The 20695-nt window shown below is 57.7% G+C and carries 24 protein-coding genes; 12 read left to right on the top strand and 12 right to left on the bottom strand.

Going from position 1 to position 20695, the window contains the following annotated elements; translation table 11 throughout:
* Positions 1-79: 79 nt before the first annotated feature.
* From KTT_RS22085 to KTT_RS22115, 7 genes are all read left to right on the top strand, one after another.
* A complete protein-coding gene (locus KTT_RS22085; protein WP_126598284.1) occupies positions 80-829 on the top strand; it encodes a TrmB family transcriptional regulator in 750 nt (249 codons plus the stop codon).
* Positions 830-883: 54 nt separating this feature from the next.
* On the top strand, positions 884-2137 hold the full coding sequence (locus KTT_RS22090) for an adenosylhomocysteinase (protein WP_126598286.1): 1254 nt from the start codon (positions 884-886) through the stop codon (positions 2135-2137).
* A gap of 2 nt (positions 2138-2139) precedes the next feature.
* Positions 2140-2979, top strand: a complete 840-nt coding sequence (locus tag KTT_RS22095) for an NAD-dependent epimerase/dehydratase family protein (protein WP_126598288.1) — start codon at positions 2140-2142, stop codon at positions 2977-2979.
* Positions 2980-3071: 92 nt separating this feature from the next.
* Positions 3072-3293: a GNAT family N-acetyltransferase gene (locus KTT_RS22100; protein WP_126598290.1), complete on the top strand. Its 222-nt coding sequence runs from the start codon at positions 3072-3074 to the stop codon at positions 3291-3293.
* A gap of 177 nt (positions 3294-3470) precedes the next feature.
* On the top strand, positions 3471-4466 hold the full coding sequence (locus KTT_RS22105) for an alpha/beta hydrolase (RefSeq protein WP_126598292.1): 996 nt from the start codon (positions 3471-3473) through the stop codon (positions 4464-4466).
* A gap of 177 nt (positions 4467-4643) precedes the next feature.
* A complete protein-coding gene (locus KTT_RS22110) occupies positions 4644-5237 on the top strand; it encodes an RNA polymerase sigma factor (RefSeq protein WP_126598294.1) in 594 nt (197 codons plus the stop codon).
* Positions 5234-6484 (top strand): HEAT repeat domain-containing protein, encoded by a 1251-nt coding sequence (locus KTT_RS22115; RefSeq protein ID WP_126598296.1) that lies wholly within the window; start codon positions 5234-5236, stop codon positions 6482-6484. Before KTT_RS22110 ends, KTT_RS22115 begins: the two co-directional genes overlap by 4 nt.
* A gap of 11 nt (positions 6485-6495) precedes the next feature.
* Here KTT_RS22115 and KTT_RS22120 read toward each other — a convergent pair whose 3' ends face one another.
* From KTT_RS22120 to KTT_RS22135, 4 genes are all read right to left on the bottom strand, one after another.
* Positions 6496-6723, bottom strand: coding sequence for a hypothetical protein (locus KTT_RS22120; protein WP_126598298.1), 228 nt, complete (start codon positions 6721-6723; stop codon positions 6496-6498).
* Between the two features lie 8 nt (positions 6724-6731).
* The gene (locus KTT_RS22125; RefSeq protein ID WP_126598300.1) at positions 6732-7082 is read right to left on the bottom strand and encodes a hypothetical protein; all 351 of its coding nucleotides are present in this window, start codon (positions 7080-7082) and stop codon (positions 6732-6734) included.
* 93 nt (positions 7083-7175) lie between these two features.
* A complete protein-coding gene (locus KTT_RS22130; protein WP_126598302.1) occupies positions 7176-7709 on the bottom strand; it encodes an MFS transporter in 534 nt (177 codons plus the stop codon).
* Positions 7710-7908: 199 nt separating this feature from the next.
* Positions 7909-9687, bottom strand: a complete 1779-nt coding sequence (locus tag KTT_RS22135) for an ATP-binding protein (RefSeq protein WP_160146044.1) — start codon at positions 9685-9687, stop codon at positions 7909-7911.
* Positions 9688-9978: 291 nt separating this feature from the next.
* Here KTT_RS22135 and KTT_RS22140 point away from each other — a divergent pair, with 291 nt between their 5' ends.
* Entirely contained in the window at positions 9979-10440 is a 462-nt protein-coding gene (locus tag KTT_RS22140) for a GNAT family N-acetyltransferase (RefSeq protein WP_126598306.1), read from the top strand.
* A 36-nt stretch (positions 10441-10476) separates the two neighbouring features.
* Here KTT_RS22140 and KTT_RS22145 read toward each other — a convergent pair whose 3' ends face one another.
* The gene (locus tag KTT_RS22145) at positions 10477-10824 is read right to left on the bottom strand and encodes a hypothetical protein (RefSeq protein WP_126598308.1); all 348 of its coding nucleotides are present in this window, start codon (positions 10822-10824) and stop codon (positions 10477-10479) included.
* A 222-nt stretch (positions 10825-11046) separates the two neighbouring features.
* Between KTT_RS22145 and KTT_RS22150 the strand changes: the two genes are divergently transcribed.
* Both KTT_RS22150 and KTT_RS22155 read left to right on the top strand, forming a co-directional pair.
* Complete coding sequence (locus tag KTT_RS22150; RefSeq protein WP_126598310.1) at positions 11047-11676, top strand: LysE family translocator; 630 nt, start codon at positions 11047-11049, stop codon at positions 11674-11676.
* Positions 11677-11908: 232 nt separating this feature from the next.
* A complete protein-coding gene (locus tag KTT_RS22155; protein WP_160146045.1) occupies positions 11909-13441 on the top strand; it encodes a beta-N-acetylhexosaminidase in 1533 nt (510 codons plus the stop codon).
* A 28-nt stretch (positions 13442-13469) separates the two neighbouring features.
* Here the strand turns inward: KTT_RS22155 and KTT_RS22160 are convergent, their stop codons facing one another.
* The 7 genes from KTT_RS22160 to KTT_RS22190 all read right to left on the bottom strand — a co-directional run bounded on the left by KTT_RS22160 (position 13470) and on the right by KTT_RS22190 (position 19281).
* Positions 13470-14807: an acyltransferase family protein gene (locus KTT_RS22160; RefSeq protein ID WP_160146046.1), complete on the bottom strand. Its 1338-nt coding sequence runs from the start codon at positions 14805-14807 to the stop codon at positions 13470-13472.
* Between the two features lie 84 nt (positions 14808-14891).
* A complete protein-coding gene (locus KTT_RS22165) occupies positions 14892-15791 on the bottom strand; it encodes a PHP domain-containing protein (protein ID WP_126598315.1) in 900 nt (299 codons plus the stop codon).
* Positions 15792-15909: 118 nt separating this feature from the next.
* On the bottom strand, positions 15910-16356 hold the full coding sequence (locus KTT_RS22170; protein WP_126598317.1) for a hypothetical protein: 447 nt from the start codon (positions 16354-16356) through the stop codon (positions 15910-15912).
* Between the two features lie 159 nt (positions 16357-16515).
* Positions 16516-17070 (bottom strand): PNPOx family protein, encoded by a 555-nt coding sequence (locus tag KTT_RS22175; protein ID WP_126598319.1) that lies wholly within the window; start codon positions 17068-17070, stop codon positions 16516-16518.
* Positions 17071-17439: 369 nt separating this feature from the next.
* On the bottom strand, positions 17440-17898 hold the full coding sequence (locus tag KTT_RS22180; protein ID WP_126598321.1) for a MarR family winged helix-turn-helix transcriptional regulator: 459 nt from the start codon (positions 17896-17898) through the stop codon (positions 17440-17442).
* Positions 17899-17920: 22 nt separating this feature from the next.
* A complete protein-coding gene (locus KTT_RS22185) occupies positions 17921-18757 on the bottom strand; it encodes an N-acyl homoserine lactonase family protein (protein WP_126598323.1) in 837 nt (278 codons plus the stop codon).
* A gap of 119 nt (positions 18758-18876) precedes the next feature.
* The gene (locus KTT_RS22190) at positions 18877-19281 is read right to left on the bottom strand and encodes a VOC family protein (RefSeq protein ID WP_126598324.1); all 405 of its coding nucleotides are present in this window, start codon (positions 19279-19281) and stop codon (positions 18877-18879) included.
* Positions 19282-19466: 185 nt separating this feature from the next.
* Here KTT_RS22190 and KTT_RS22195 point away from each other — a divergent pair, with 185 nt between their 5' ends.
* Both KTT_RS22195 and KTT_RS22200 read left to right on the top strand, forming a co-directional pair.
* Positions 19467-20018, top strand: coding sequence for a hypothetical protein (locus tag KTT_RS22195; RefSeq protein ID WP_126598326.1), 552 nt, complete (start codon positions 19467-19469; stop codon positions 20016-20018).
* A 104-nt stretch (positions 20019-20122) separates the two neighbouring features.
* Positions 20123-20611 carry a GNAT family N-acetyltransferase gene (locus KTT_RS22200; protein ID WP_126598328.1) on the top strand — a complete coding sequence of 163 codons (489 nt, stop codon included), beginning with the start codon at positions 20123-20125 and terminating at the stop codon, positions 20609-20611.
* The last annotated feature ends 84 nt before the right edge of the window (positions 20612-20695 follow it).

Raw genomic sequence — 20695 nt, forward strand, 5'->3', positions numbered from 1 at the left:
ATAACCAGGGGTTGTATCCCTTTCGTTTCGAGTGTATACTAGTAACCACTATAGTGGTTACTAGTGATGGAGGGTGTCTATGACGACGGTTGATCTGTTGCAGCAGCTGGGCCTGAATAAGTATGAGGCGGAGGCGTACTATACGCTGCTGACGCGTGGGGCTTTGACGGGGTATGAGGTGGGGAAGTATTCGCAGGTGCCGGGCTCGCGCAGCTACGAGGTGATGGAGCGTTTGCTTGAGAAGGGACTGGCCCTGGTGCAGCCGGGTGATCCGCCGCGCTACACGGCGCAGGATCCGCAGGCTGTGTTCGCGCGTTTCCGTGCTTCGATGGAGTCGACGCTGGAGACGTTGACGATGACGCTGACCGCGCTGGCTCGTTCCGGCAGCCTGGGAGAGTTCTGGGTGGTGCGCGGGCAGCGGCATATTCTGGCGCGGGCGGTGGAGCTGGTCTCACAGGCCCGTACGAGTCTGGATTTGATTATCCCGGCTCATCCTGAGCTGGTGCGGGCCATCGAGCAGGCGCGGGCGCGGGGCTGCCACGTCTTCCATGCTCCCACCGACGAGCAGGACGAGAACGTTGTGTTGCTGCTGCGCGATGGGCGGGAGGCGCTGGTCGGCACGCTGATCCCAGCCGAGTCCTGCCAGGCCGTGCTGAGTTCGAACCAGGCCCTGCTGGAGACGCTGCACGGCTATTTCCACTATCGGCGGTCGCCCGACTGGTTGCCATCCGAGGCGCCCGCGACGCAGCAGCAGGACGTGGCGTGGCTGGATTGGGAGGCCCGCAAGCAGCGTCAGCTGCGTGGCGGTGGCAGAAATCGGGTTGCATAGGGTTGCTTAGTGTGTTTGTGTGTCACTTCTATGAGGAAAGGATGTCCCCTAAACATGCCATACGATATTCATGATCGATCCCTGGCCGAACGTGGTCAGCAGCGCATAGATTGGGCGGCGCGCCACATGCCGGTGCTGCGCCAGATCACAGAAGAGTTCGCGGCTGAAAAGCCATTTGAGGGCAGGCGCATCGCGGCCTCCCTGCATATCACGACCGAGACCGCCGTGCTAGTCGGCGCGCTGCAGGCTGGCGGTGCCGAGGTTGCCCTCTGCGCCTCCAATCCCCTCTCGACGCATGACGATGTCTGCGCCGCCCTGGTCGAGCGCGGCATCGCGGTCTATGCCCACCACGGCGAGGACCTGGCCAGCTACCAGCGCCACATGGAACAGGCGCTGGCCATTCAGCCGCAGCTGGTGATGGATGACGGCGCCGATCTGATCGCTATCCTGCACAGCCGCCCCGAGGAGTACGAGGTGCTGGCCGGCATCGAGGAGACCACCTCGGGCGTGATGCGGGCGCGTGCCATGGCCGAGCAGCAGGTGCTGCGCTTCCCCGTGGTCGCCGTCAACGACACGCCGACCAAGCGCTACTTCGACAACCGCTACGGCACGGGCCAGAACACCATCGACGGCATCCTGCGTGCCACCAACGTCCTGCTGGCCGGTGCCACCTTCGTCGTCGCCGGTTACGGCTGGTGCGGACGCGGCATCGCCATGCGCGCCCGTGGCATGGGCGCACGCGTCATCGTTAGCGAGATCAACGCCACGCGCGCCCTGGAAGCGATCATGGACGGTTTCCAGGTCCTGCCCATGCACGAGGCCGCGCCCCTGGGAGAGATCTTTGTGACCGCCACCGGCATGGCCGGCGTGATCCGGCGCGAGCACTTCCTGCTCATGCAGGACGGCGCCATCCTGGCCAACTCCGGCCACTTCGACGTCGAGGTCGATACCGCTGGCCTGCGCGATCTCGCCACCGGCTCCGCGCAGCTGCGCCAGCACATGACCGAGTACGAACTGCCTAATGGACGCAAGGTCTACCTGCTCGGACAGGGACGCCTGATCGGCCAGGCCGCCGCCGAGGCCAGTCCCGCCGCCCTCATGGATCTCAGCTTCGCCGACCAGGCTCTCTCCACCCGCTACCTGTTCGAAGCGTACCAGCGGCTCACCCCCGGCGTCTATGACGTTCCATCTGAGATCGACGAACGCGTAGCTGTCCTCAAGCTGCGCGCCCTCGGCGTCCAGCTCGACACCCTCACCCAGGAACAGCTCGCCTACCAGCACGCCTGGCAGGTCGGAACCGCTAATTGAGCATGCGCATCCTCATTACCGGCAGCTCCGGCCATCTCGGAGCTGCCATCGCGGAACAGTTGACACAAGAACACCAGCCAATCGGCCTCGATCTCACGTCCGGTCGCTGGACGCGATATGTTGGAGATATCACTGAGCGCGAGCTGATCTGGCGAGCCGTACGAGGGGTGGATGCCATCATCCACACGGCTTCCTTGCATCAGCCGCAGATGGCGACCCATTCTCGCCAGCAGTTCATCACCAGCAACATCAGCGGCACGCTCAATCTACTGGAGGCCGCGGTTCAGCATGGTGTGTCCCGCTTTGTCTATACCAGCACCACCTCGCTTTACGGTCGTGCGCTGGAGCCGCGTGATAAGGCGGTCTGGGTCAGCGAAGACCTGGCACCGCAGCCGCGCGACATCTACGACATCACCAAGATCGCCGCCGAAGAGCTATGCCGCGACATCGCGCTCAGCACAGGTCTGGCCGTCACTTGCCTGCGCGTCGCGCGTTTTTTCGCGCAGACACCGCGCTTGCAGGCGCTCTACCGGCTCTATCGAGGTGTCGATGTACGTGATGCAGCCAGAGCTCATGTATTGGCAGTCAACAGCCAGGGTGGCGCCTTTGACATTCTAAATATCTCGGCGAGCTCGCCTTTTCAGCAGAGCGACCTGTCCCTGCTCCTTTCGGATCCAGCGGTGGTACTGCGCAGGCGAACGCCCCACGTGGTCGAAGCTTTCGCGCAACGTGGCTGGCCGCTGCCAACCAGTATCGACCGTGTCTACGATATCACCAGGGCTAAACACCATCTAGGCTACCAATCCATCTATGGTTTTGATGAATGTTTACGCGAGCACTAAGGCTGGCCCTATGATTCGCTTTTCTCATGGTTAATATTATTGATATAATTTATATTGTTTAGGAAGAGCATCACGATACGAAAGAGGAGTAAATGGCATTTTTATCACCCCCCTCAGATCGCTATAGAGAGAGTTTTCTTCAGGCCCTGCAGGAGTTTCAAGATGAAGGGAGGACCGGACGCGTCCTGCTGACGTGCGATGAGGACAACATCGGCTCGCGTAAAATCATTGAAGCCAGTGGCGGTGTGCTGGAAGAGATCACCGAGGTCGAGGGCTGGCCGGCAAAGGTCTGTTGCTATTGGATTCAGCTCTGAAGGAGATGATTTAACGCCTCTCCCTCACAAACACATCGCAAAGAGCGCGGCCAGCAGCACAAATTGAACACCTTGCACCTGCTTGTCCTTGTGCGATACGCTGGCACACATATACCGGTTGCTTCCTTCTTTCAAAGAGCTGCCGCTTCAGAAGCAGCAGCAGAAAGGATGTTTCCTATGGTAACTGTCGCTGGTGATCCCCGTGAGGCTTTGCTTGATAAGACGACGCTGGCCTTTCTTAAGAAGCTGGAGGCCCAGGGCGGTCCGCCCCTCTACACATTGACACCTGAACAGGCGCGCAACGTGCTCGTTTCCGTACAGGAGAGTGTGAAAGTCACCCTGCCCCCGGCTGAGATTGAGGACCGCAAGATTCCGGCTGCCCCGACGGGCGAGGTCTCCCTGCGCATCGTGCGTCCCCAGGGCGCCACCGGAGTGTTGCCGGGCCTGATATATTGCCATGGTGGTGGCTGGGTGCTTGGCGATAAGGGGACCCATGATCGCCTGGTGCGTGAGATCGCCCATGGCGTGCAGGCAACGGTCGTGTTTGTCGATTATGACCGTTCACCAGAGGCTATCTATCCCGTGGCGCTCGAGCAGATCTACTCCGCCCTGCTGTGGACCGCCGAGCATGGCGCCTCCATTGGCGTCAATCCCGCGCGCCTGGCCGTTGTTGGCGATAGCGTTGGTGGCAACATGGCGACGGTGCTGGCTATCATGGCCAAAGAGCGCCAGGGACCCAGACTGTCCTCCCAGGTGCTGCTATATCCGGTGACGGACGCGGATATGAATACCTCTTCCTATCAGTGCTATGGTGGCGGCTCGTTCTGGCTGTCGGCGGCCGCCATGAAATGGTTCTGGGACTGCTACGCGCCCGACGTGGCGCTGCGCGGGGATTATCATCTCTCGCCCCTCAAGGCGCCGCTTGAGGTCCTGCAGGGGTTGCCGCCGACCAGCGTCATCGTAGACGAGAACGACGTCCTGCGCGACGAAGGGGAGGCGTACGCGCACAGACTCCAGATGGCCGGTGTGCCCGTCGCGGCCGTGCGCGTCATCGGCACCATTCATGATTTCGCGCTGCTCAATCCCATCACCAACACCGCTCCGGTGCGCGACGGTATCGCGCAGGCCATCTGGGCGCTGCGCAAGGGCGGCCGCCTGACCGATCCCACATAGCTGGCATACGAACAGGCCCACACGCATCGATGCGTGTGGGCCTGTTTGGTGTTCCCCCGGCTTTCCCGTCCCAATTCACTATCTGCATTTCACGAAAGAGATGCATTTTCGTGAAACCTTGCGTCGTTTTTTTGTGTTATAGGGAGCGTAAAACAGAAAACACAGGAGGGGGGCGGCATGGACAGGAGGCACGCGCGCGAAGATGCCCGGCTGTCTGCGGATGAGGTAGAGGCCTTATATGAACGAATTGTATTGATGTATGCGCAGCAATTGATCTTCTTTATCATGCGGTGCACCAAAAATATGGCGGACGCGGAAGATATTGTACAGGATGCCCTGCTCAACGCTTACCATGCTCTGGATCGCTATACACTCTTACAGGTGCGTAGTCTGCGCATTCACGCCTGGCTTTATAAAATCACCTGGAATGTCTATCTCAACCATGTGCAGCGCACGAAACCGCCCCCTGGGGTGTCGTTGAATACCCCTGAGGGTGAGCTTCTGCTGGATCTGGATGCCGATACGCATGATGAGCAGCCTGAAATCATCTTCGAGCGCTTTGAGCTCCGCCAGGAGCTACAACAACTGGTCGATGCCCTGCCAGAATCATATCGTGTGGTCATAGATCTTTACTACTTTGGTGATCTCAGTCAACAGGAAATCGCCAACGTATTGCAGCGTCCGCTTAATACGGTCAAGACGCAGATGCGCCGCGGCCTGCAGATGCTGCGCAAGGAACTCCAGGCCAGAGAGGAGGAGAGCATCCGATGATGGAACAGGAATACGAGCGTGAACATCATCAGCTTCTCGAGCGCGACCAGGAGCTAGCGGAGCAGAGGCAGAGCTATATCGAACCCACAGAGACCAGGACGATGACGCCGTTCGCTGCTCGCGCGCTATCTGCCGTTGGTCTGGGTAAGATTGCTCACCAGCTGGCCGAACATCCCGAGGAGCTCGACGCGGCCCTTAGAAATAGTGATTGGTCGGTGCGGGCGGCGGCTGTACAGGTGCTGGGGAAGCGGGAAGCGTCGCTGGATGTCCTGTTGCAGGCTGTACACGATGAGCATGAGGCTGTGCGTGCGGCGGCTGTGCGCTCCCTGGCTCTCCAGGCTGAGAAGAGGGCGGGCCCCGTGCCTGGCGTGACCGAGGCGCTGATAGCCGCGCTGCGCGATTCCGAATGGAGTGTGCGGGCCGCTGCCGCGCAGGGCCTGGGAAGATTGCAAGATACAACGTCGGTAGAGCCATTGCTGTCCGTGATGCGGGACGCGCACGCGGCTGTGCGCTCGGCGTCGGTATGGGCGCTGGGCAGAATGGGCAGCCAGGCTCCAATTGAAAAGATAGAGATCGGCCTGCAGGACAGTGCATGGACGGTCAGGGAGGCAACAATCATGGCACTGCAAGAACAAAACGAACGGGCGCCCATCTCCTCACTGCTAGAGGCGCGTCTTGATGAGGACGCCACCGTGCGCCAGGCCGCGGAGGCGGCCCTGGACGAGCGCGCCCACTATGGGCAGGGCTACTACGGCACCCCCCATCAATATGAAGAGCCGCAACATCCGGGGCAGAAGCTCAGCCCGGACAGCGGGGCTCGGGTCCTCTCGCCCTGGTTGCGCCTGCTGTTCGCGGCCTTCTCGGTCGGAGTATTCTCCCTTCTGGTGCAGCAGCTATTCTACTCCTCGTATGGCTATGCTCTGAGTCTGATGAAGCTGGCGATGCTGCTGATCATCTGCATCGCCCTGGTAAGTATGAACCTGTTGCTGCAGCGTAAGAGCTTTAGCGCTCTGCTGCGCTTTGAACAGGGAGGAGGCCGGCCGGCCAGCCCCTGGATGGGCGTTGCGCTGGCCATGCTCTCCATCGTCGTCTTAGCCAGTCAAGCCGGCATCTTAGAATCAGGCTTTGACTATGGGGTTGGCGCGGATATCAGCACCTATCACTTTGTCATGATCTGTAGAATTATCGCGCTGGGCCTCGTGGCCATCACCATGCTGCTAATCAACCGCATCTTCCATCTTAGATGACGCTCAACGTGTCATTGGGGAGGAAGATGGGCGTGTGAGAAGAGAGTCGACCAGTTCTGTGCGCGCAACAGGTGGGCGAAGCCATTTTCACCGGTTCCTGGCCAGATATGTGGCTGGTAGGGATACCAGCCGCCCAGCAGGCGCAGCCGGAATGCCTCGAACTCGGGTTCACGACCGTAGCCCGCGAAGAGCGGCTCCCACCAGTGCAGGTCGGGTGGGAGCGCCTGCGCCAGGCTCATGCACAGGCTCACCAGGTCCGAATGCCGGGCACCTCACGAGTCAGGACATAAGCATGCTCCAGCGGATTGCGGCCATCGAAGCCCGCCAGCACGATTTCCGGCGTAGCCAGACCGTGCCGTGCGAGGATGCGCCATGAGCAAACCTCGTGGCGCACCGAATAGCCCGTCTGCCCCTCATCGGGGGGATACCAGTCCTTGGTATGTAGTTTGAGGTAGAAAGTCTGCTGCTGGCAGCTCAGGCGATAGGTATGGTTCTGCTCTCGCACCAGCGTCACCTGCAGCGGACCTCGCAGGCCGAGCTGGCCCATCAGGGCCTCGGCACTTTGAAATGATAGTGTATATCTGGAGTGCTCTGACATTCCCTTGTCCTTTTACAACTCAATATTTCAAAAAAGCGTTTCTATTGTATCATTCCCTGGCGTATTCTCACGCCAGGGAAGAGAGACATATTGCTAGTTGAGCTGGCGAATATCGCGTACGCTGAGCGCGCCGACACGCAGGACCGTGCTAAAGAGGCCGGCCACGATGAAGACCCAGCCCGGCTCCATCGCATCCGAGAGCGTACCGACGAGGACGAATGCTAGCGGCCATAGCAGCGATGCCCCGATCATATCAACGCTATTAACCCGTCCCAGCTTGTCCGCTGGAACATACTCTTGTAGCAGGATGGGCCACCAGGTATCCGCCAGGCCGCCAAAGAAGCCCATGAACACGCCCAGCATCATGGCCGCGATCGGGACGTTGAAAAAGCCCAGGCCGACGACACCGATACTGCTCAGGATGGATGTGAGATAGACCAGTATTCCGCGATGGCGCACGCGCGGGACCTGTCCCACGTAGAACATTGCCAGCATCGAGCCGATTGCGCGCATCGTCACATAAGCTCCTAACAGCCAGACGCCGGTATGATAGTGGTTGGCCACCAGTTTGGGCAAGGCAACAATAACAGGTGCTGCCACTCCCATACTCGCGACGGTAAAAACCACCTCCGCGCTTCTGTACTTACCTGATCAGGCAAGAATTGTGCAAGACTTTCTGGTTAATTGCTGAGTTGATGGCAAAATATGCACACAATATTGAGAACAGCCAGCCAGTTCTTCACCGTTGGAAAATCCATCGAGCCCCAGCTGATCAGGAAGAAGGTGAAGTGGAATCTGTCCTCCCGTGTGGCGCGTTTCCATTCTCCTATTGAACCGCCCTGATACAGGGAAGGGAGAAGAAGAATGTGGAACCGACATCTTCCTCCGATTCGAAGGCGATCTGCCCTCCATGCCGTTCGATCAGCTCTCGACACAGGTAAAGTCCCAGTCCAGTCCCACGGATGCCGCTAGCGCGCACATTCTCACCACGGACAAACCGTTCAAAGAGGTGCACTTGCTGGGCATGTGGAATCCCCATTCCCTGATCACGGACACGGAATCGGGCTTCATGGGTCTCCGCGTGCTCCTCAAGGATCACCTCGATCGGGCCACCATCTGGACTGTACTTAATGGCATTGGAAAGCAGATTGGAAAAGACCTGTTCAATTCGGATGGCATCGACCGTTGCCCAGAGCTGGGAAAGGGTTGTATGGAACGCGAGCTGATGCCGGTCGGTAGTGGCCTGGATCCGCCTGACCACCCGCTCGGTGAGGGCAACCAGATCGACCGAGCGCAGTTCCAGCTTGAACTCTCCTGCCTGTATCCGCGTCACATCCAGCAGATCTTCCGTGAGGCTGGTTAATTGCCACGAGGCTTGTTTCATCTCCTGCACTTTTTCCCGTTGCCATTCGTTCAGCCCATATTCTCCCCCACGTGCCGAGCGGCCAAGCAGGCGATCGGCATAGCCCGCGATGATGGTCACGGGTGTGCGTAGTTCATGTGTTGCCAGGCTGATGAACTGGTCTTTGAGCGTCTCCGCTGCTTTGAGGGTGCTCACATCCTGATAGACGAGCAGAACCACTCGCTCTGTTGGAGGAAGCGCCGAGAGAGGGCGAGAAAGCAGGGAGAGATTCTCAAAGGGAATTGCATCCACCAGGACTGGAAGGCGGGTGCCATCAGATTGGCAGATCACCAACTGGCGATGGAGCACGGTTTCACCTGTGGTCATGGCACGCCTGCCGGTCAAATCCTCGGGGGGAAGCGGTTGCCCATTCGGAGTGAGCAGCTGAATGCCATGCTGGTGAAGAAACTCCTCCTCAGGTTGGCCTTGTGGCCATGCGGCGCCCCAGAGAGTCGTTGCGGCCTGATTAGCCAGCAGTAAGCGCAAGTGAGGTCCTTGCACCAGAAAAACCCCGTTCGATAAGCGGTCCAGGATCAATTGGAAGACCTGTAAGCGCACATCCGCATCAGCGCGTGCCTTTTGAAGTGCTTCGTTGGTTCGTTTGAGTTCTTCCTCCATGCGATGACGTTCGATCATTTCAGCAGCCTGCTTGGCGTACAGATCGGTCAGCCGTAGTTCGTGTGCAGAAGGGGAGTGCGGAAGGCGAAAGTGGATTGAGAGCATGCCGAGTATGTCACCTGCGCGAGTGAAGAGCGGAGTCGATTGGACGGAGCGATACCCGGAGAGAACAGCCATATGACGATAGGTTTTATAAGCCGGGTCTGTCTCAGTGTCAAAAACGATCACCCGTTCGCGCCGCGCGAGCGCCATTCCACAAGCAGATCTCTCGTGGACACTCACGCTGCGAAAGCAGTCGAGGAACGTCTGTTTGAAGCCTTGCTGTGCGACAATGGTGAGCCTCTTGCTCACAGGGTCGTAGAGTTGCACATTGCCAAAGTCGGCTCCTTGTAGCTCGATAACCGCATGCAGGACTTCTTCAAGAAGCGCTTCCAATCCAGAGCTCAGTACCAATCGCGTACTAAGTTCATAAAGGCGGGTGATAGCGGACAGTTCAGCAGTTGTTTCTGCCTGCTGTTCCCCCTGGCTGAGGTGGGGGACGGGTACAGTCGCCTCCGGTTCTTCAGGGTGATGAGATGTCATCATACGTTGCTCCACATCGGAATGGACGACCAGAGGGAGAAGGACGAGGCGGCTCGTTACGAGTGGTCTCAAGTGTTCTGCCCACGGGTTGTCTGATTCAACCATGGCATTCCGCTTTTCCCAAAGATTCCCGCGGCAAGGGTCTTACTCTTCCTGGATCTGACTAGCTCTGCGGACTGTGAAAGAAAGAGAAGAACGCTTTCGGAGAGAGCATACCATACTCCAGGGGAGAAAGACAAGGCAAAAAAATGGGTTGTTACGGATCATGTAATTTTGTAAGAAGGAGTTCAGGCCATGAATCAGGATGTCTCCCGCGACCAGTATGTGTTCGATCATGCCGTCAATGAGCAACGAGAGGATTATCTCACCAATCAGCTTATCGCCTTTAATCAGAGTCACAGCACTGCGCTTCCCATTGAACGTGTGGAGCCTTTACCGCTACAGATCTCGCTGCTTGATCGAACGGGAATGCTGCTTGGAGGGCTGGTCGGAAGGACACATACGATTCCGCAGTGGCTTGAGATCAGCATCATCTGGATAGATGAATCTATGCGCGAGCAGGGTTTTGGTCGACTGCTCATGGAGGAGGCGGAGCATGAGGCACGGCAGCGAGGTTGCCACTATGCCCGCGTCGCGACTGGAAATTTTCAGGCTCCAGCATTCTATCAAAAGCTGGGCTATCGCCTTTATGGAAAACTTGAGAACTGTCCGCCGGGCGAAACCGTCTTTTATCTGTGGAAGCATCTTGATCAATAGGCATATTGCTGGCCTGGTTCCAATTGTCATCATACGCTACTCATCGTTATAGTCGTCTTGCCTCAGCCACTTAAAGACGGAAAAGAGTATGCCTATAACGACACATACCACGAGAATGACGATCGAGGTCGCGGCATCAAACGGCCAGCCCGAGCCTCTGCTGGAGGAATAATGATGGGTGGTGTAGTGATAGCGGGTCCGGCTACGTCCGGGTTTTGTACTATCATCCTGGTGTATGTGGTGGCTGGCCTGTATTGTATGCGTGGCCGCGCTGGCGCTGTGCCGCGAGGCATCGAACGCCAGCAAGCTGCAAAAGAAGACCAGCAGCAGCAGCAGGCTCATGCCACCATGAATAAATACTGTCACAGATTGCTCATCTTTCATAAAAGCTGCCTCTTTATTCCTTGATAGATGGAATTTTTTCGTTTTGAATGGCTTAAAGCTATAAATGTATTTTTGATATCTTCCCAACACTATATTAAGATACAAACGTATCTATTTTTTCGGTCTCAAATCAAGAATCTTCTATTCGCGCGTTGACTTCGCGTATTTTGCTGCATACAATAATGGGATTGTATTGATGTATCGCTAGAAGGAGATGATCCCATGATATCGCTAGCCGTCCTCCCATTATTTCTGATGGCCGCCTGGGCTTTGAATATCGCGCCTGGACCTGACATGCTCTATGTGATCGCGCGTAGCGCAGGCCAGGGCCAGCGTGCTGGCTTTGTTTCGGCGCTGGGCATTGCCGTCGGCAGCCTGATCCAGACGTGTATCGTCGCGCTGGGCCTGGCCAGCATCCTTGCCGCGGTCCCCCTGGCGTATAACCTTGTCAAATTCGTGGGGGCGGCCTACCTGGTCTATCTTGGCGTCCGCACGCTGCTCAGTCGCCAGCATTCATTGATCGCGCCTCAGGTTGAGCGGATGGGACTCTGGCGTGTCTTCGCGCAGGGGGTCATCACCAATGTGTTGAACCCCAAGGTGGCACTGTTCTTCCTGGCCTTTCTGCCCCAGTTCACGAGTCCTGCTCACGGCTCCGTTCCCCTGCAGATCATCATCCTGGGCACCATTTTCAATATCTCGGGTACCGTGGTGAACTTCATCGTGGCCCTGTTCGCCAGTGTCCTGGGCCGATGGTTAAAGGGCCATGCCCGCGCCTCGAAGATGTTGAACTGGCTGACCGGTGGCATTTTTATTGGTCTGGGCGTGCGCCTGGCCTTCTTGCAACGCCAGTAGAGCAGGGATTATAGAACTCCCATCATCATTGCTTTCGGTGGCTTGCGAATAAACACAATCCTTGTCCAATCCGAGTTGCTCAAAGCTGCGCTGGATGTGTCTGCGCAATAGGAAGGCTGGTCGGGCATTTGACGTGACGCGTTCTACGCCATATACTGCAAGGACATCTACACTGGCTATTTACGCCGGCGTTCAAGGGAACCTGAGTCTTTTTGGAAAGGCAGAACCGCGTTTGAAAAACCGAAGAGTGGTCGGGCTGGTTGTGATCATCGTTAGTATGGTTCTGGCGCTCATCAGCCTGCATCCCTTACATCTGTCTACCCCTGGCACGATCCAGATCAATTCAGCTCCGGCGGTTGCGCCCGCGCTGCGCGAATGGCATGGCGGCACAGGAGAGTTTCGGCTGGATTCTGGTTCACGGATTGTGCTTGATCCTGCCTACGCCCGGCAGTTGCAAACGACCGCCCGGGTCTTTCAGCAGGATCTGAGCACAGAGATAGACGCGTCCCTGCCAATTGCTCTTGCCAGCAAGCCGGGGACTGGCAACTTTTTTCTCACGCTCAAAACGGCGGACCGTGGCATTGGCAACGAGGGCTATGTGTTGGGCATCGATGCCTCGGTGACGATTAACGCGCATACGGCGAATGGTATTTTCTACGGAACGCGCAGCATTCTTCAGATGGTGCGGGCCTCTCTCAATCACATGAGCCTGCCCAGAGGCTATGCCCGCGATTATCCCCGCTACCAGGAACGCGGCTTTATGCTGGATGTCGGACGCAAATTCGTGCCCTTGGCTGTACTGGAAGACTATATCCGGCTCATGTCCTGGTATAAATTCAATGATTTCCAGCTCCACTTCAACGACAACGCGCTCGGAGCCGGTAATAAGCCTGACTGGAAGCATCAATACGCAGCCTTCCGCCTGAACAGCCCTGCTTTTCCTGGCCTGGCCGCTACCGATGGTTCTTATACGCAACAGCAGATACAAGAACTGGAGCAGGTAGCCAGCGCGTACGCCGTCACCATTACCCCTGAAATTGATACCCCGGCCCATGCCCTGGCGCTGACCCGGTATCGTCCAGAACTGGCCAGCCATCGCTATTCGAAGGAGTTTCTGGACCTCAGCAATCCCGCGACCTATACCTTTATGAACTCGCTCTGGAATACCTTCTTGCCCTGGTTTCACGCCTCTCAAATGAACATAGGTATGGACGAATACGATTCCAGGGATGCTGACAAATACCGGCAATACATCAACAGCTATGATGCTTTTCTCAAAAAGCATGGCAAGACTGCCAGAATGTGGGGCAGTTTGTCGCAGATGCCGAGCAAAATTGCCGTGAAGAACGATATTACGCTTGAAAACTGGGACAATACCTGGGCCAATTCGGTCGACATGGGAAAACAGGGGTTCAAGATCATCAATGCCAACGATCATCTGCTCTATATCGTGCCGCATGCCAGCTACTTCAACGACTTTCTCAACACGCGCCTGCTCTACGAGCGCTGGGAGCCGTACATTTTTAATCTGAACTATCCTTATCTTAATCTCCAGCCTGGCGATCCCCACCTGCTTGGGGCAACCTTCGCGGTCTGGAACGACAAATATACCATCACCAGCGTGGCTGATATTACTACCCGCATCATGCCCGCCTTCCCGGTTCTGGGCGCGAAAATGTGGGCAGGCTCCACACCTGCCACCAGCTACGAGCAATTCGAACGCATGGTAGGCCAGGTCGGCCCGGCGCCAGGCACCCATTTTTAAAAGGGATAGGTTCTGGTTCTGGCCTGTCTCAGTCATCCCTGGCAATCTGCGGCTGTGCCTGTTCGCGGGCGCGCTGGCGTGCCTCGATCGAGCGGCGCCAGCGATCTCCTAGCCGCATGGCGGGCTTCTCGACCACGTTGTAGGAGAGGATGCAGAAGGGGATGATGCCCATGGCGGCCCAGAGCCAGTAGAGCAGGTAGACGAGGTAGTGGTTGAGGTGGGGGAAGAGCGGCTGCTGGATGTGCGTCTGGAAGAAGACGATCAGCGGCAGGTGCCAGATATAGAGGCTGAACGAAATCAGGCCCAGCCAGCGCAGCGGTCGCCAGGTAAAGGGACGCCGCAGGGCCGGGGGACCAGCCAGGATGGCGAGCATGCACATCCCATAGCCGATAGCCAGCAGCATCTCGCTCAGCCAGTTGAAGTAGGGCATGATCGGACTCAGGAGGGGCCAGGCCGGCGTTCTGGGGTCAGATTGAAAGTGCCAGATGGCCGAGAAGAGCAGGATGCCGAGTCCCGCGCTCCACAGCCAGAGGCTCAGGCGCCGCAGCCTCTGTGCAAGAGGTTGGGCCTCGGGTCCAGGCTGCGTCGCGTAGACATACAGCAGCGCGCACAGCATGCCGACCGCGAAATCTTCAAGATACTTGCCGGTCTGCCCATACACGAAGAAGAGCACCACATCGATGGCCGGACGCGGCAGCAGGAAGGTCGCCGTCGGATTACCCCAGAAGTAGGACCCCACCAGGCGTATGATTAGCCCACCCGCGATCACGCCGCAGAGGCAGAGCGTCACCGCGCGCAGCCTGTGCTCGATCTGTACGCGTCTGAGCAGCAGCGCCATGCCCAGCGTCAGCAGTGGCAGCAGCAGATAGAACTGCCACTCGACGGCCAGGGTCCAGTACGGACCATTGAGGGCGCGAAACGTCGAGCGCGACGAATCCATAAACAGGGTCAGGAACAGCAGCAGATCGGTCCGGCGGGCCGGTTGCAGATAGGACGGCGCGCTCAACGCGATTAGCAGCAAGAGCGAGACGTAGTAGGCGGGCAGGATGCGCAGCGCGCGCCGCAGGTAGAATGTACGGGCCAGCGGCCAGCGACCGCGCGTCAGCAGCGCCTTCGCGTAGGGCAAGAACAGCAGGAAGCCCGAGAGCACGAAGAACAGCGTCACGCCGGTCCCCCCGGCCGTCGCGATCGACGACGCCAGCGGATAGGCATGCCAGTCCCACAGGTTATCGCCGGTGGTGCGATTGATGTGGAAGATCAGCACAAAGAGGATGGCGCAGCCGCGCACCCCATCCAATGCCGTAATCGTCTTTTTCTGCTGTCCCGCTTTCTGCTCCTCAAGTGTGCCTGTCTGTAACGTGCTCAATGCTGCCTGCCTCCTGGTGATAGTGGTGATTGAACCCCCATTATACACAACCACAGGCAGGCATGTGTTTCCCATCAAGTGAATTTATGCGCGTAGCTGGACGCCAAGGCGCTCTAGAAGTTGCTGGCTCAGGCGGGCCGGATACTTGATGGGAGCCCGGTCGGTCGCGGCTCTCAGCCCGTGCGAGTCCGAACCCGAGCTGACCAGCAGGTTGTGCTGCCTGGCGTAGGCCAGGTACTCCTCACGCTGCTCATCGCTATGGGTGGGATAGTAAGCTTCAATACCATCCAGGGGAACCTCGGCCAGCAGTTGATCTAGCAGAGTAGGAGTGTAGCGGGGATACGTGCCGCCGCGTCCTGGATGGGCCAGGATGCAGATTGCCCCACTCTGGTGCGCCGCCGCGACGACGGCCACCAGGTCATTGGTCATCCTGTAGGGATCGTACGGTTGAATCAGCCCGCTGGCGACCAGATGCTCAAAGAGCGGATTAAATTCCTGCTCGTTATGGACATAGCCATGTTGCAGGAGCAGTTCATAGATGTCACCGGCATTCTTTGGCTGTCCCCTGTGATTCTTCAGCACTTCCTGCTGCCTCGCGAAGCGATAGCCTTCATGTTCCAGCGCGTCGAGCATCTGCCGGGCCCAGTGCTCTTCGGCATCGCGTACGCGCCGCGCCAGTTCTCCCAGCCCATGGTGTGCGGGATCGAAGCCGAAACAGAGGATGTCCGTCGGTCGACCGTGCCAGTTGGTGCTCATTTCTACGGCGGCCAGAACATGCAGGCCACGCTCGGCCGCGTAGCGTTGTACCTGAGCCACCGTATCCACGCGCTCGTGGTCGGTGATGGCGACAAGCGCGAATTGTTCCTTCACCAGGTAATCCACGAGCTCCTGCGGAGTACAGGAGCCATCGCTATTGGAGGTGTGCATCTGTAGATCGACCGGCGCATCGGGCGAGAGCGTGAGCCATGGGGTGAGCCGTTGCATAATGAATCCTTTCGCATAGCTTACTATATCAGTAACGGATATATCCGTTACTGATATAGTAAGCTATGCGAAGTGCTGCTGTCAAGGACAGGCCAGCGCGGTACGTGATGAGGTATGATCAGGCTAAAGCGTTGATAGTATCGATGTGTTCCTGGCAATGCTCGATGCAGCCTTTTGTGCGCTCGTAGATATACTGGCCGGGCTGGAAGAAGCGATCATCCAGCGGTTTGAGCAACTCCACGGTGCGCTGATAGGCCTGGCGCAGCATGCTGGAGAGCGTCTCCAGCGACTGATCGCCGACCATGGTCACGATCATGGTATTGACGGCGTCGTTCATCACGTTTTCGCGCTCCTCATCGGTCTCCTCAAGCGGCGCCATGCCGGCCACGATATGGGGGATGCGCACCGTGGCCATGATCTCCCAGCCGGCCATGTGGGCGATGGTCTCCCGTGGACCCCACGTGCCATCCCGACCGCTGATGCCACGCCGCGCCGCCTCATTAGCGATCTCGATCGTGTGTTCATAGGCCGCCGCGTACTCCTGGATAAGCTGATCCTTCTGCATGTGTTTCTCCTCTAGATGCATCTCTACATGTTCTACTACTACAACGCTTCTTTCAGTATACCTGCGCATGTGGTCATTATCATTCCTATTTCGTATAGGATGCCAGGGCATAGAAAAAAGCCATGGTTGGCGACAACCATGGCTTGTATCCTGATGCAGTTAGCGTTCAAGCGTGGACACGAGATCGACCGGCTTGTCTGATGGGATAGATGTCTCGATGTGCAGCTGCAGGAACTTCTTGAGACCCAGGAAGCGCAGCGTTCCCTGGATCTGTACGGGCAGGTCGGTGAGTACGTCGCTTGCCTCGATGATGGTCGGTTCGACGAGCGTATATGCTACCTTGTTTTTCGTGAGCGTGCAGCGTCCAGCGCCCATCACATTGCGACACCAGTCGGTGCCTTCCCCGTAGGGGAGTGGAATAACAAAGCTGTTCAAGCGTGGCACGAAATCGGCCACTACCGGTGTGGTATAAGTATTTCCCGAACGGCGCCCCACGTGCCGTAGTACCGCGTAGGGACTCTTGCGGCGCGCAGCGAACTGCAAGACGCGTGGGTTGGTGTAGCGCTTATTGAATGTGCGCAGCCTGTTCAGAAGCCGCTCGCGGTTGCTGCGGATGAGCGCGATCAGAAACGCCAACACCAGTATGGTCTGGATGCCGACCAGCCAGCTTCTCCTGCCGGTGGAACGTTCCTCGACGCGCCTGGATGTTTTCATAACGGCACCTTCCTTTGCAGAACAGATTCAATAGAGAGACTATCTTACTGTTCAATTATGGCGCATCGATCGCACAGATGCATCACAATCGGCCCGCTTCACTTCACAGACTGATAGATGAGCATCGTTATTTTTTTTCAACGGTGCATGTATGGCTGGTATCTTTTGTTTTTGCCGCGCTATGTGTGACGCGCAATCTCATTGTGCGCAATTTAATTGCGTGCCAGGAAACCTCATTTTTTTTAACACTACCAACGTGTACGCCCTGTGTGTTTTTGAGAAGCAGGAGCTGAAGCGGAAGCGGGTGGGTAGCGCCGCGTGCTGCATCCAGACCGGGCGTGCCGTAAGAGGGAGCTGCATGTTACCTGCTCAGGACCGGTTGGTGCGGCGGGCGAGGGCCGCGCCGCTGGGTCGGTCGGCGATGAAGTTCCACAGGAGGTCGTTGAGGGCGGTCAGCGATGCACCGGGCGGCAGACTCTGGAGGATGACCTGATACATCGACTCTTCGATGGAGCGGACGTGCTCGGCCTTCTGCCGACCCTGTGCACTCAGTGTCAGCGTGACCATGCGGCGATTAGCCGGCGCGATGGCGCGCTCGATCAGGCCCGCTTCAACCATGCCATTGACCAGGCGGCTCGGGCTCCCTGTTTCACAGATGAGCAGCTCGCCCAGCGCGACCAGAGACAGTGGCTGATGGTCTTGCATGACGCGCAAGACCTCAGCCTGTGAGGGTGTAAGGTTCAGGGGCCGCAGGGCTTCGGCCAGCATGCGGTTCCCTTCACGTTGGGCCGCGAGGATAAGATAACGGAGCTCTTCTACAGGTTGCATGCATATCTCTTTTCCATCTGGTTTAGGGTGCGAACGTGACCGTTGCGCGCTGCTCCAGCCGTCTGGCTGACCCGGCATCATGGCTGGGGAGATAGACGGTCGGGGTGTCGCGCAATTGTTGTTGAATGCGCTGTATCGTCTGCCGGGCGACGGTCTCGTTCCCACTTACCCCATCCACTATACCATCCAGAAGCAACTGCTGGTTATAAGAGGTGTCACCGGCCAGCAATATCTGTACTGGCCCATCCTGAACCATGACCGAGAGGTGGCCTGGTGTATGGCCGGGGGTCGCGACCAGAACCACGTCGCCCGCTCCGGTCAGCGTATAGCTATCTGGAAAAGGTCCATAGGGTTGGGGGGCGAAATCGAGCAAGCGCGGGGCGAACCAGTCGGGCCAGCGATCGGGTAGATAGCCCAGCAGGCGTCCGGTCAGACTTGAGGCCAGCCGGTATTCTGTCCGCGACACCAGTATTTCGCTCTGTGGGAAGTGATGCAGGCCTCCGGCATGATCCGTATGCAGATGGGTCAACACCAGCCAGCGCACATCTGAGGGGGCGATCCCCAGCGCCCGCAACTGTGGACCAACCTCTTGCTCTGGTCGCACCCACTCGCGCACCCCTGACCGGTAATAAGGATGCCAGCGGGGAAAATAGCCTGGCTCGCTCGTGCGACTGGTCTCGCCCGTGTCAACCACGATGATCCCCTCGGGATGCTCAATCACCCAGGCATAGATCGGCAAGGGTTCCGTCCACGTCTTGTCGATGAACATGTTCAACTGCCGGAGCACACCATGCCCCTTTCCTTGCCGTTGCCCCTCTTTAATCGCTACAGTTCCCGTCTGCAATGCATGTATTCGCATAAATTAGCCCTCTGTCTTGCACAAAATAGATGACATATCATCAATGATATGTCATTGATGATATGTCATCTATTGGAGCAATGTCAAGAGCTCGGTGCGAAATTATCGCTTCTGATTGGTTAGTTGCGGGAGCGGCCGCCGAGGGGGAAGCGCTCCCAGGGATTCTGGTTGGCTGTGATCTGGTAGCCGTCGGGATCGATGAAGATGAGGGTGCGCCCGAAGGGACCATCGAAGGGCGGGGTGACGATGGTGGCGTCAGCTGCCACCAGGCGGCTTTGCAGCTCATCGACGTTGTCGCAGTCGATCCAGAGCGCGACGCCCCAGCCGGGACGCGGCGCTTCATCCAGATTGACCTTTGCCGCGCTAAGCGCGAAGGGGATCGTGCTGGACTCCAGCAGGACAAAGTCGGGCGTGTCGAAGCGCTCATCGACGTCCAGACCTAACACCTCGGTATAGAACGCGCGTGATGCGGAGAGATTGCGTACCTGGAGGCTAATGAAATCGGGTCCAAGCAGTTTAGCCATGAGCGTGTGATCCTTTCTTTTCAAACCCGGAGCACTGGCCCCGGGAACGATCGCTTTCTTTCTTTCTTCTATACCCATAGTTTACCCGCTGGTTGTGACAGCGTTATGTCAGTAGCAAACGGGATTTTTGACAGGTAAAATATAAACATGGTAGTAGTAAACTCCGTTTTGGAGGAGTGAGTGAGATGGAACAGGCTATTTATCATATGTGCCCCCCGCAGATGGTGGGTGAGGTGCTCTATCCCCTCAACACCTTGCGGCAGCTTTACCCTGATATTTACGAGCGCGAACGCCTGAAATACCAGGATCATCCGAGCCGTATGGCTTTGCCACAACAAGTGATTCCCAAGCTCAATTGCCTCTGGAATGACGTGGTACAATGCAGTCCCATTCACCCGCACCTGCTGTACCTGGCGCTACGTGAGCGTGGGCTGGCGGTGCAGCCACAGCGCACCTTTTTTCGGATCCCACTGCTTGCTGTGCGGGGAATTCCTATAGTTATAGTAGATGCGTCTGGACCCGCCGCTACCCCTTTGCGTGAGGATGATGTGTGCCTGTTCGATGAGGCTTCCTATCGTGAACTGGACGCTGTGCCGCAGAAGGCGCTGGTGTGGTATGATCGACTGGCCCGGCGAGAGAGGCGTGATGGGCTCTTCGCGGGAGTCCCGCATATAATGGTACAGGGGCCCATATCGATTGCGCAGGCGCGTACGATATGTTGGGGCGATTCTCCATAAGCTCTTCTATGATGCTTGTCTGGAAATGCGGCTTCATGCTATAGTAGCGGGCGAACCGTGAGAACGTTTTTCGCCCGCGTGGCGTTGAAAGAGGAAATGAAGCCGTGTTTACCTTGCGTCGCTACACCTCCACAGACCAGTCGGCTGTGGAGCACCTTCATGTGTCTGCCTTGCAGCAGACGGGGGCCTATCTGGGACGTGGTCCCTGGGATGATGATATCTATGCTATTGAGAATGTGTACCTTAAGGACCAGGGAGAGTTCCTGATCGGTGAAGATGATGGACGGATGGTGGCGATGGGGGCTCTAAAGCGCACCGGACCGGATCGAGCCGAGATCAAGCGCATGCGCATCCATCCCGATTACCAGGGGCGCGGCTACGGCCAACTCGTCCTGGCCGCGCTGGAGGCCCACGCCCGCGCCCTCGGCTACCAGACCCTGCATCTCGATACTTCAATCCTCCAACTGCCAGCTCAAAGGCTGTATGAAAAAAACGGCTACCGCGAAGTCGGCCGCACCCACTATCCCCAGCATGTAGACAGGGAAACGCACCAGCTGCTTGAGGTTATCCTGTACGAGAAATCCCTGAACTGATCACTATCCACGCTGGCTCTACCAGGCGCCAGCGCGGATGCGCTGCCCCATCCAGGACAAGCGCATCGTGGAATTATTGATGCT

Source organism: Dictyobacter aurantiacus (assembly GCF_003967515.1).
GTDB lineage: Bacteria > Chloroflexota > Ktedonobacteria > Ktedonobacterales > Ktedonobacteraceae > Dictyobacter > Dictyobacter aurantiacus.

Excerpts from the sequence above, each read along its gene's own strand:
- KTT_RS22085 (WP_126598284.1), top strand. The coding sequence starts at position 80 with ATGACGACGGTTGATCTGTTGCAGCAGCTGGGCCTGAATAAGTATGAG.
- KTT_RS22090 (WP_126598286.1), top strand. The coding sequence starts at position 884 with ATGCCATACGATATTCATGATCGATCCCTGGCCGAACGTGGTCAGCAG.
- KTT_RS22095 (WP_126598288.1), top strand. The coding sequence starts at position 2,140 with ATGCGCATCCTCATTACCGGCAGCTCCGGCCATCTCGGAGCTGCCATC.
- KTT_RS22100 (WP_126598290.1), top strand. The coding sequence starts at position 3,072 with ATGGCATTTTTATCACCCCCCTCAGATCGCTATAGAGAGAGTTTTCTT.
- KTT_RS22105 (WP_126598292.1), top strand. The coding sequence starts at position 3,471 with ATGGTAACTGTCGCTGGTGATCCCCGTGAGGCTTTGCTTGATAAGACG.
- KTT_RS22110 (WP_126598294.1), top strand. The coding sequence starts at position 4,644 with ATGGACAGGAGGCACGCGCGCGAAGATGCCCGGCTGTCTGCGGATGAG.
- KTT_RS22115 (WP_126598296.1), top strand. The coding sequence starts at position 5,234 with ATGATGGAACAGGAATACGAGCGTGAACATCATCAGCTTCTCGAGCGC.
- KTT_RS22120 (WP_126598298.1), bottom strand. The coding sequence starts at position 6,723 with ATGAGCCTGGCGCAGGCGCTCCCACCCGACCTGCACTGGTGGGAGCCG.
- KTT_RS22125 (WP_126598300.1), bottom strand. The coding sequence starts at position 7,082 with ATGTCAGAGCACTCCAGATATACACTATCATTTCAAAGTGCCGAGGCC.
- KTT_RS22135 (WP_160146044.1), bottom strand. The coding sequence starts at position 9,687 with ATGATGACATCTCATCACCCTGAAGAACCGGAGGCGACTGTACCCGTC.
- KTT_RS22140 (WP_126598306.1), top strand. The coding sequence starts at position 9,979 with ATGAATCAGGATGTCTCCCGCGACCAGTATGTGTTCGATCATGCCGTC.
- KTT_RS22145 (WP_126598308.1), bottom strand. The coding sequence starts at position 10,824 with ATGAAAGATGAGCAATCTGTGACAGTATTTATTCATGGTGGCATGAGC.
- KTT_RS22150 (WP_126598310.1), top strand. The coding sequence starts at position 11,047 with ATGATATCGCTAGCCGTCCTCCCATTATTTCTGATGGCCGCCTGGGCT.
- KTT_RS22165 (WP_126598315.1), bottom strand. The coding sequence starts at position 15,791 with ATGCAACGGCTCACCCCATGGCTCACGCTCTCGCCCGATGCGCCGGTC.
- KTT_RS22170 (WP_126598317.1), bottom strand. The coding sequence starts at position 16,356 with ATGCAGAAGGATCAGCTTATCCAGGAGTACGCGGCGGCCTATGAACAC.
- KTT_RS22175 (WP_126598319.1), bottom strand. The coding sequence starts at position 17,070 with ATGAAAACATCCAGGCGCGTCGAGGAACGTTCCACCGGCAGGAGAAGC.
- KTT_RS22180 (WP_126598321.1), bottom strand. The coding sequence starts at position 17,898 with ATGCAACCTGTAGAAGAGCTCCGTTATCTTATCCTCGCGGCCCAACGT.
- KTT_RS22185 (WP_126598323.1), bottom strand. The coding sequence starts at position 18,757 with ATGCGAATACATGCATTGCAGACGGGAACTGTAGCGATTAAAGAGGGG.
- KTT_RS22190 (WP_126598324.1), bottom strand. The coding sequence starts at position 19,281 with ATGGCTAAACTGCTTGGACCCGATTTCATTAGCCTCCAGGTACGCAAT.
- KTT_RS22195 (WP_126598326.1), top strand. The coding sequence starts at position 19,467 with ATGGAACAGGCTATTTATCATATGTGCCCCCCGCAGATGGTGGGTGAG.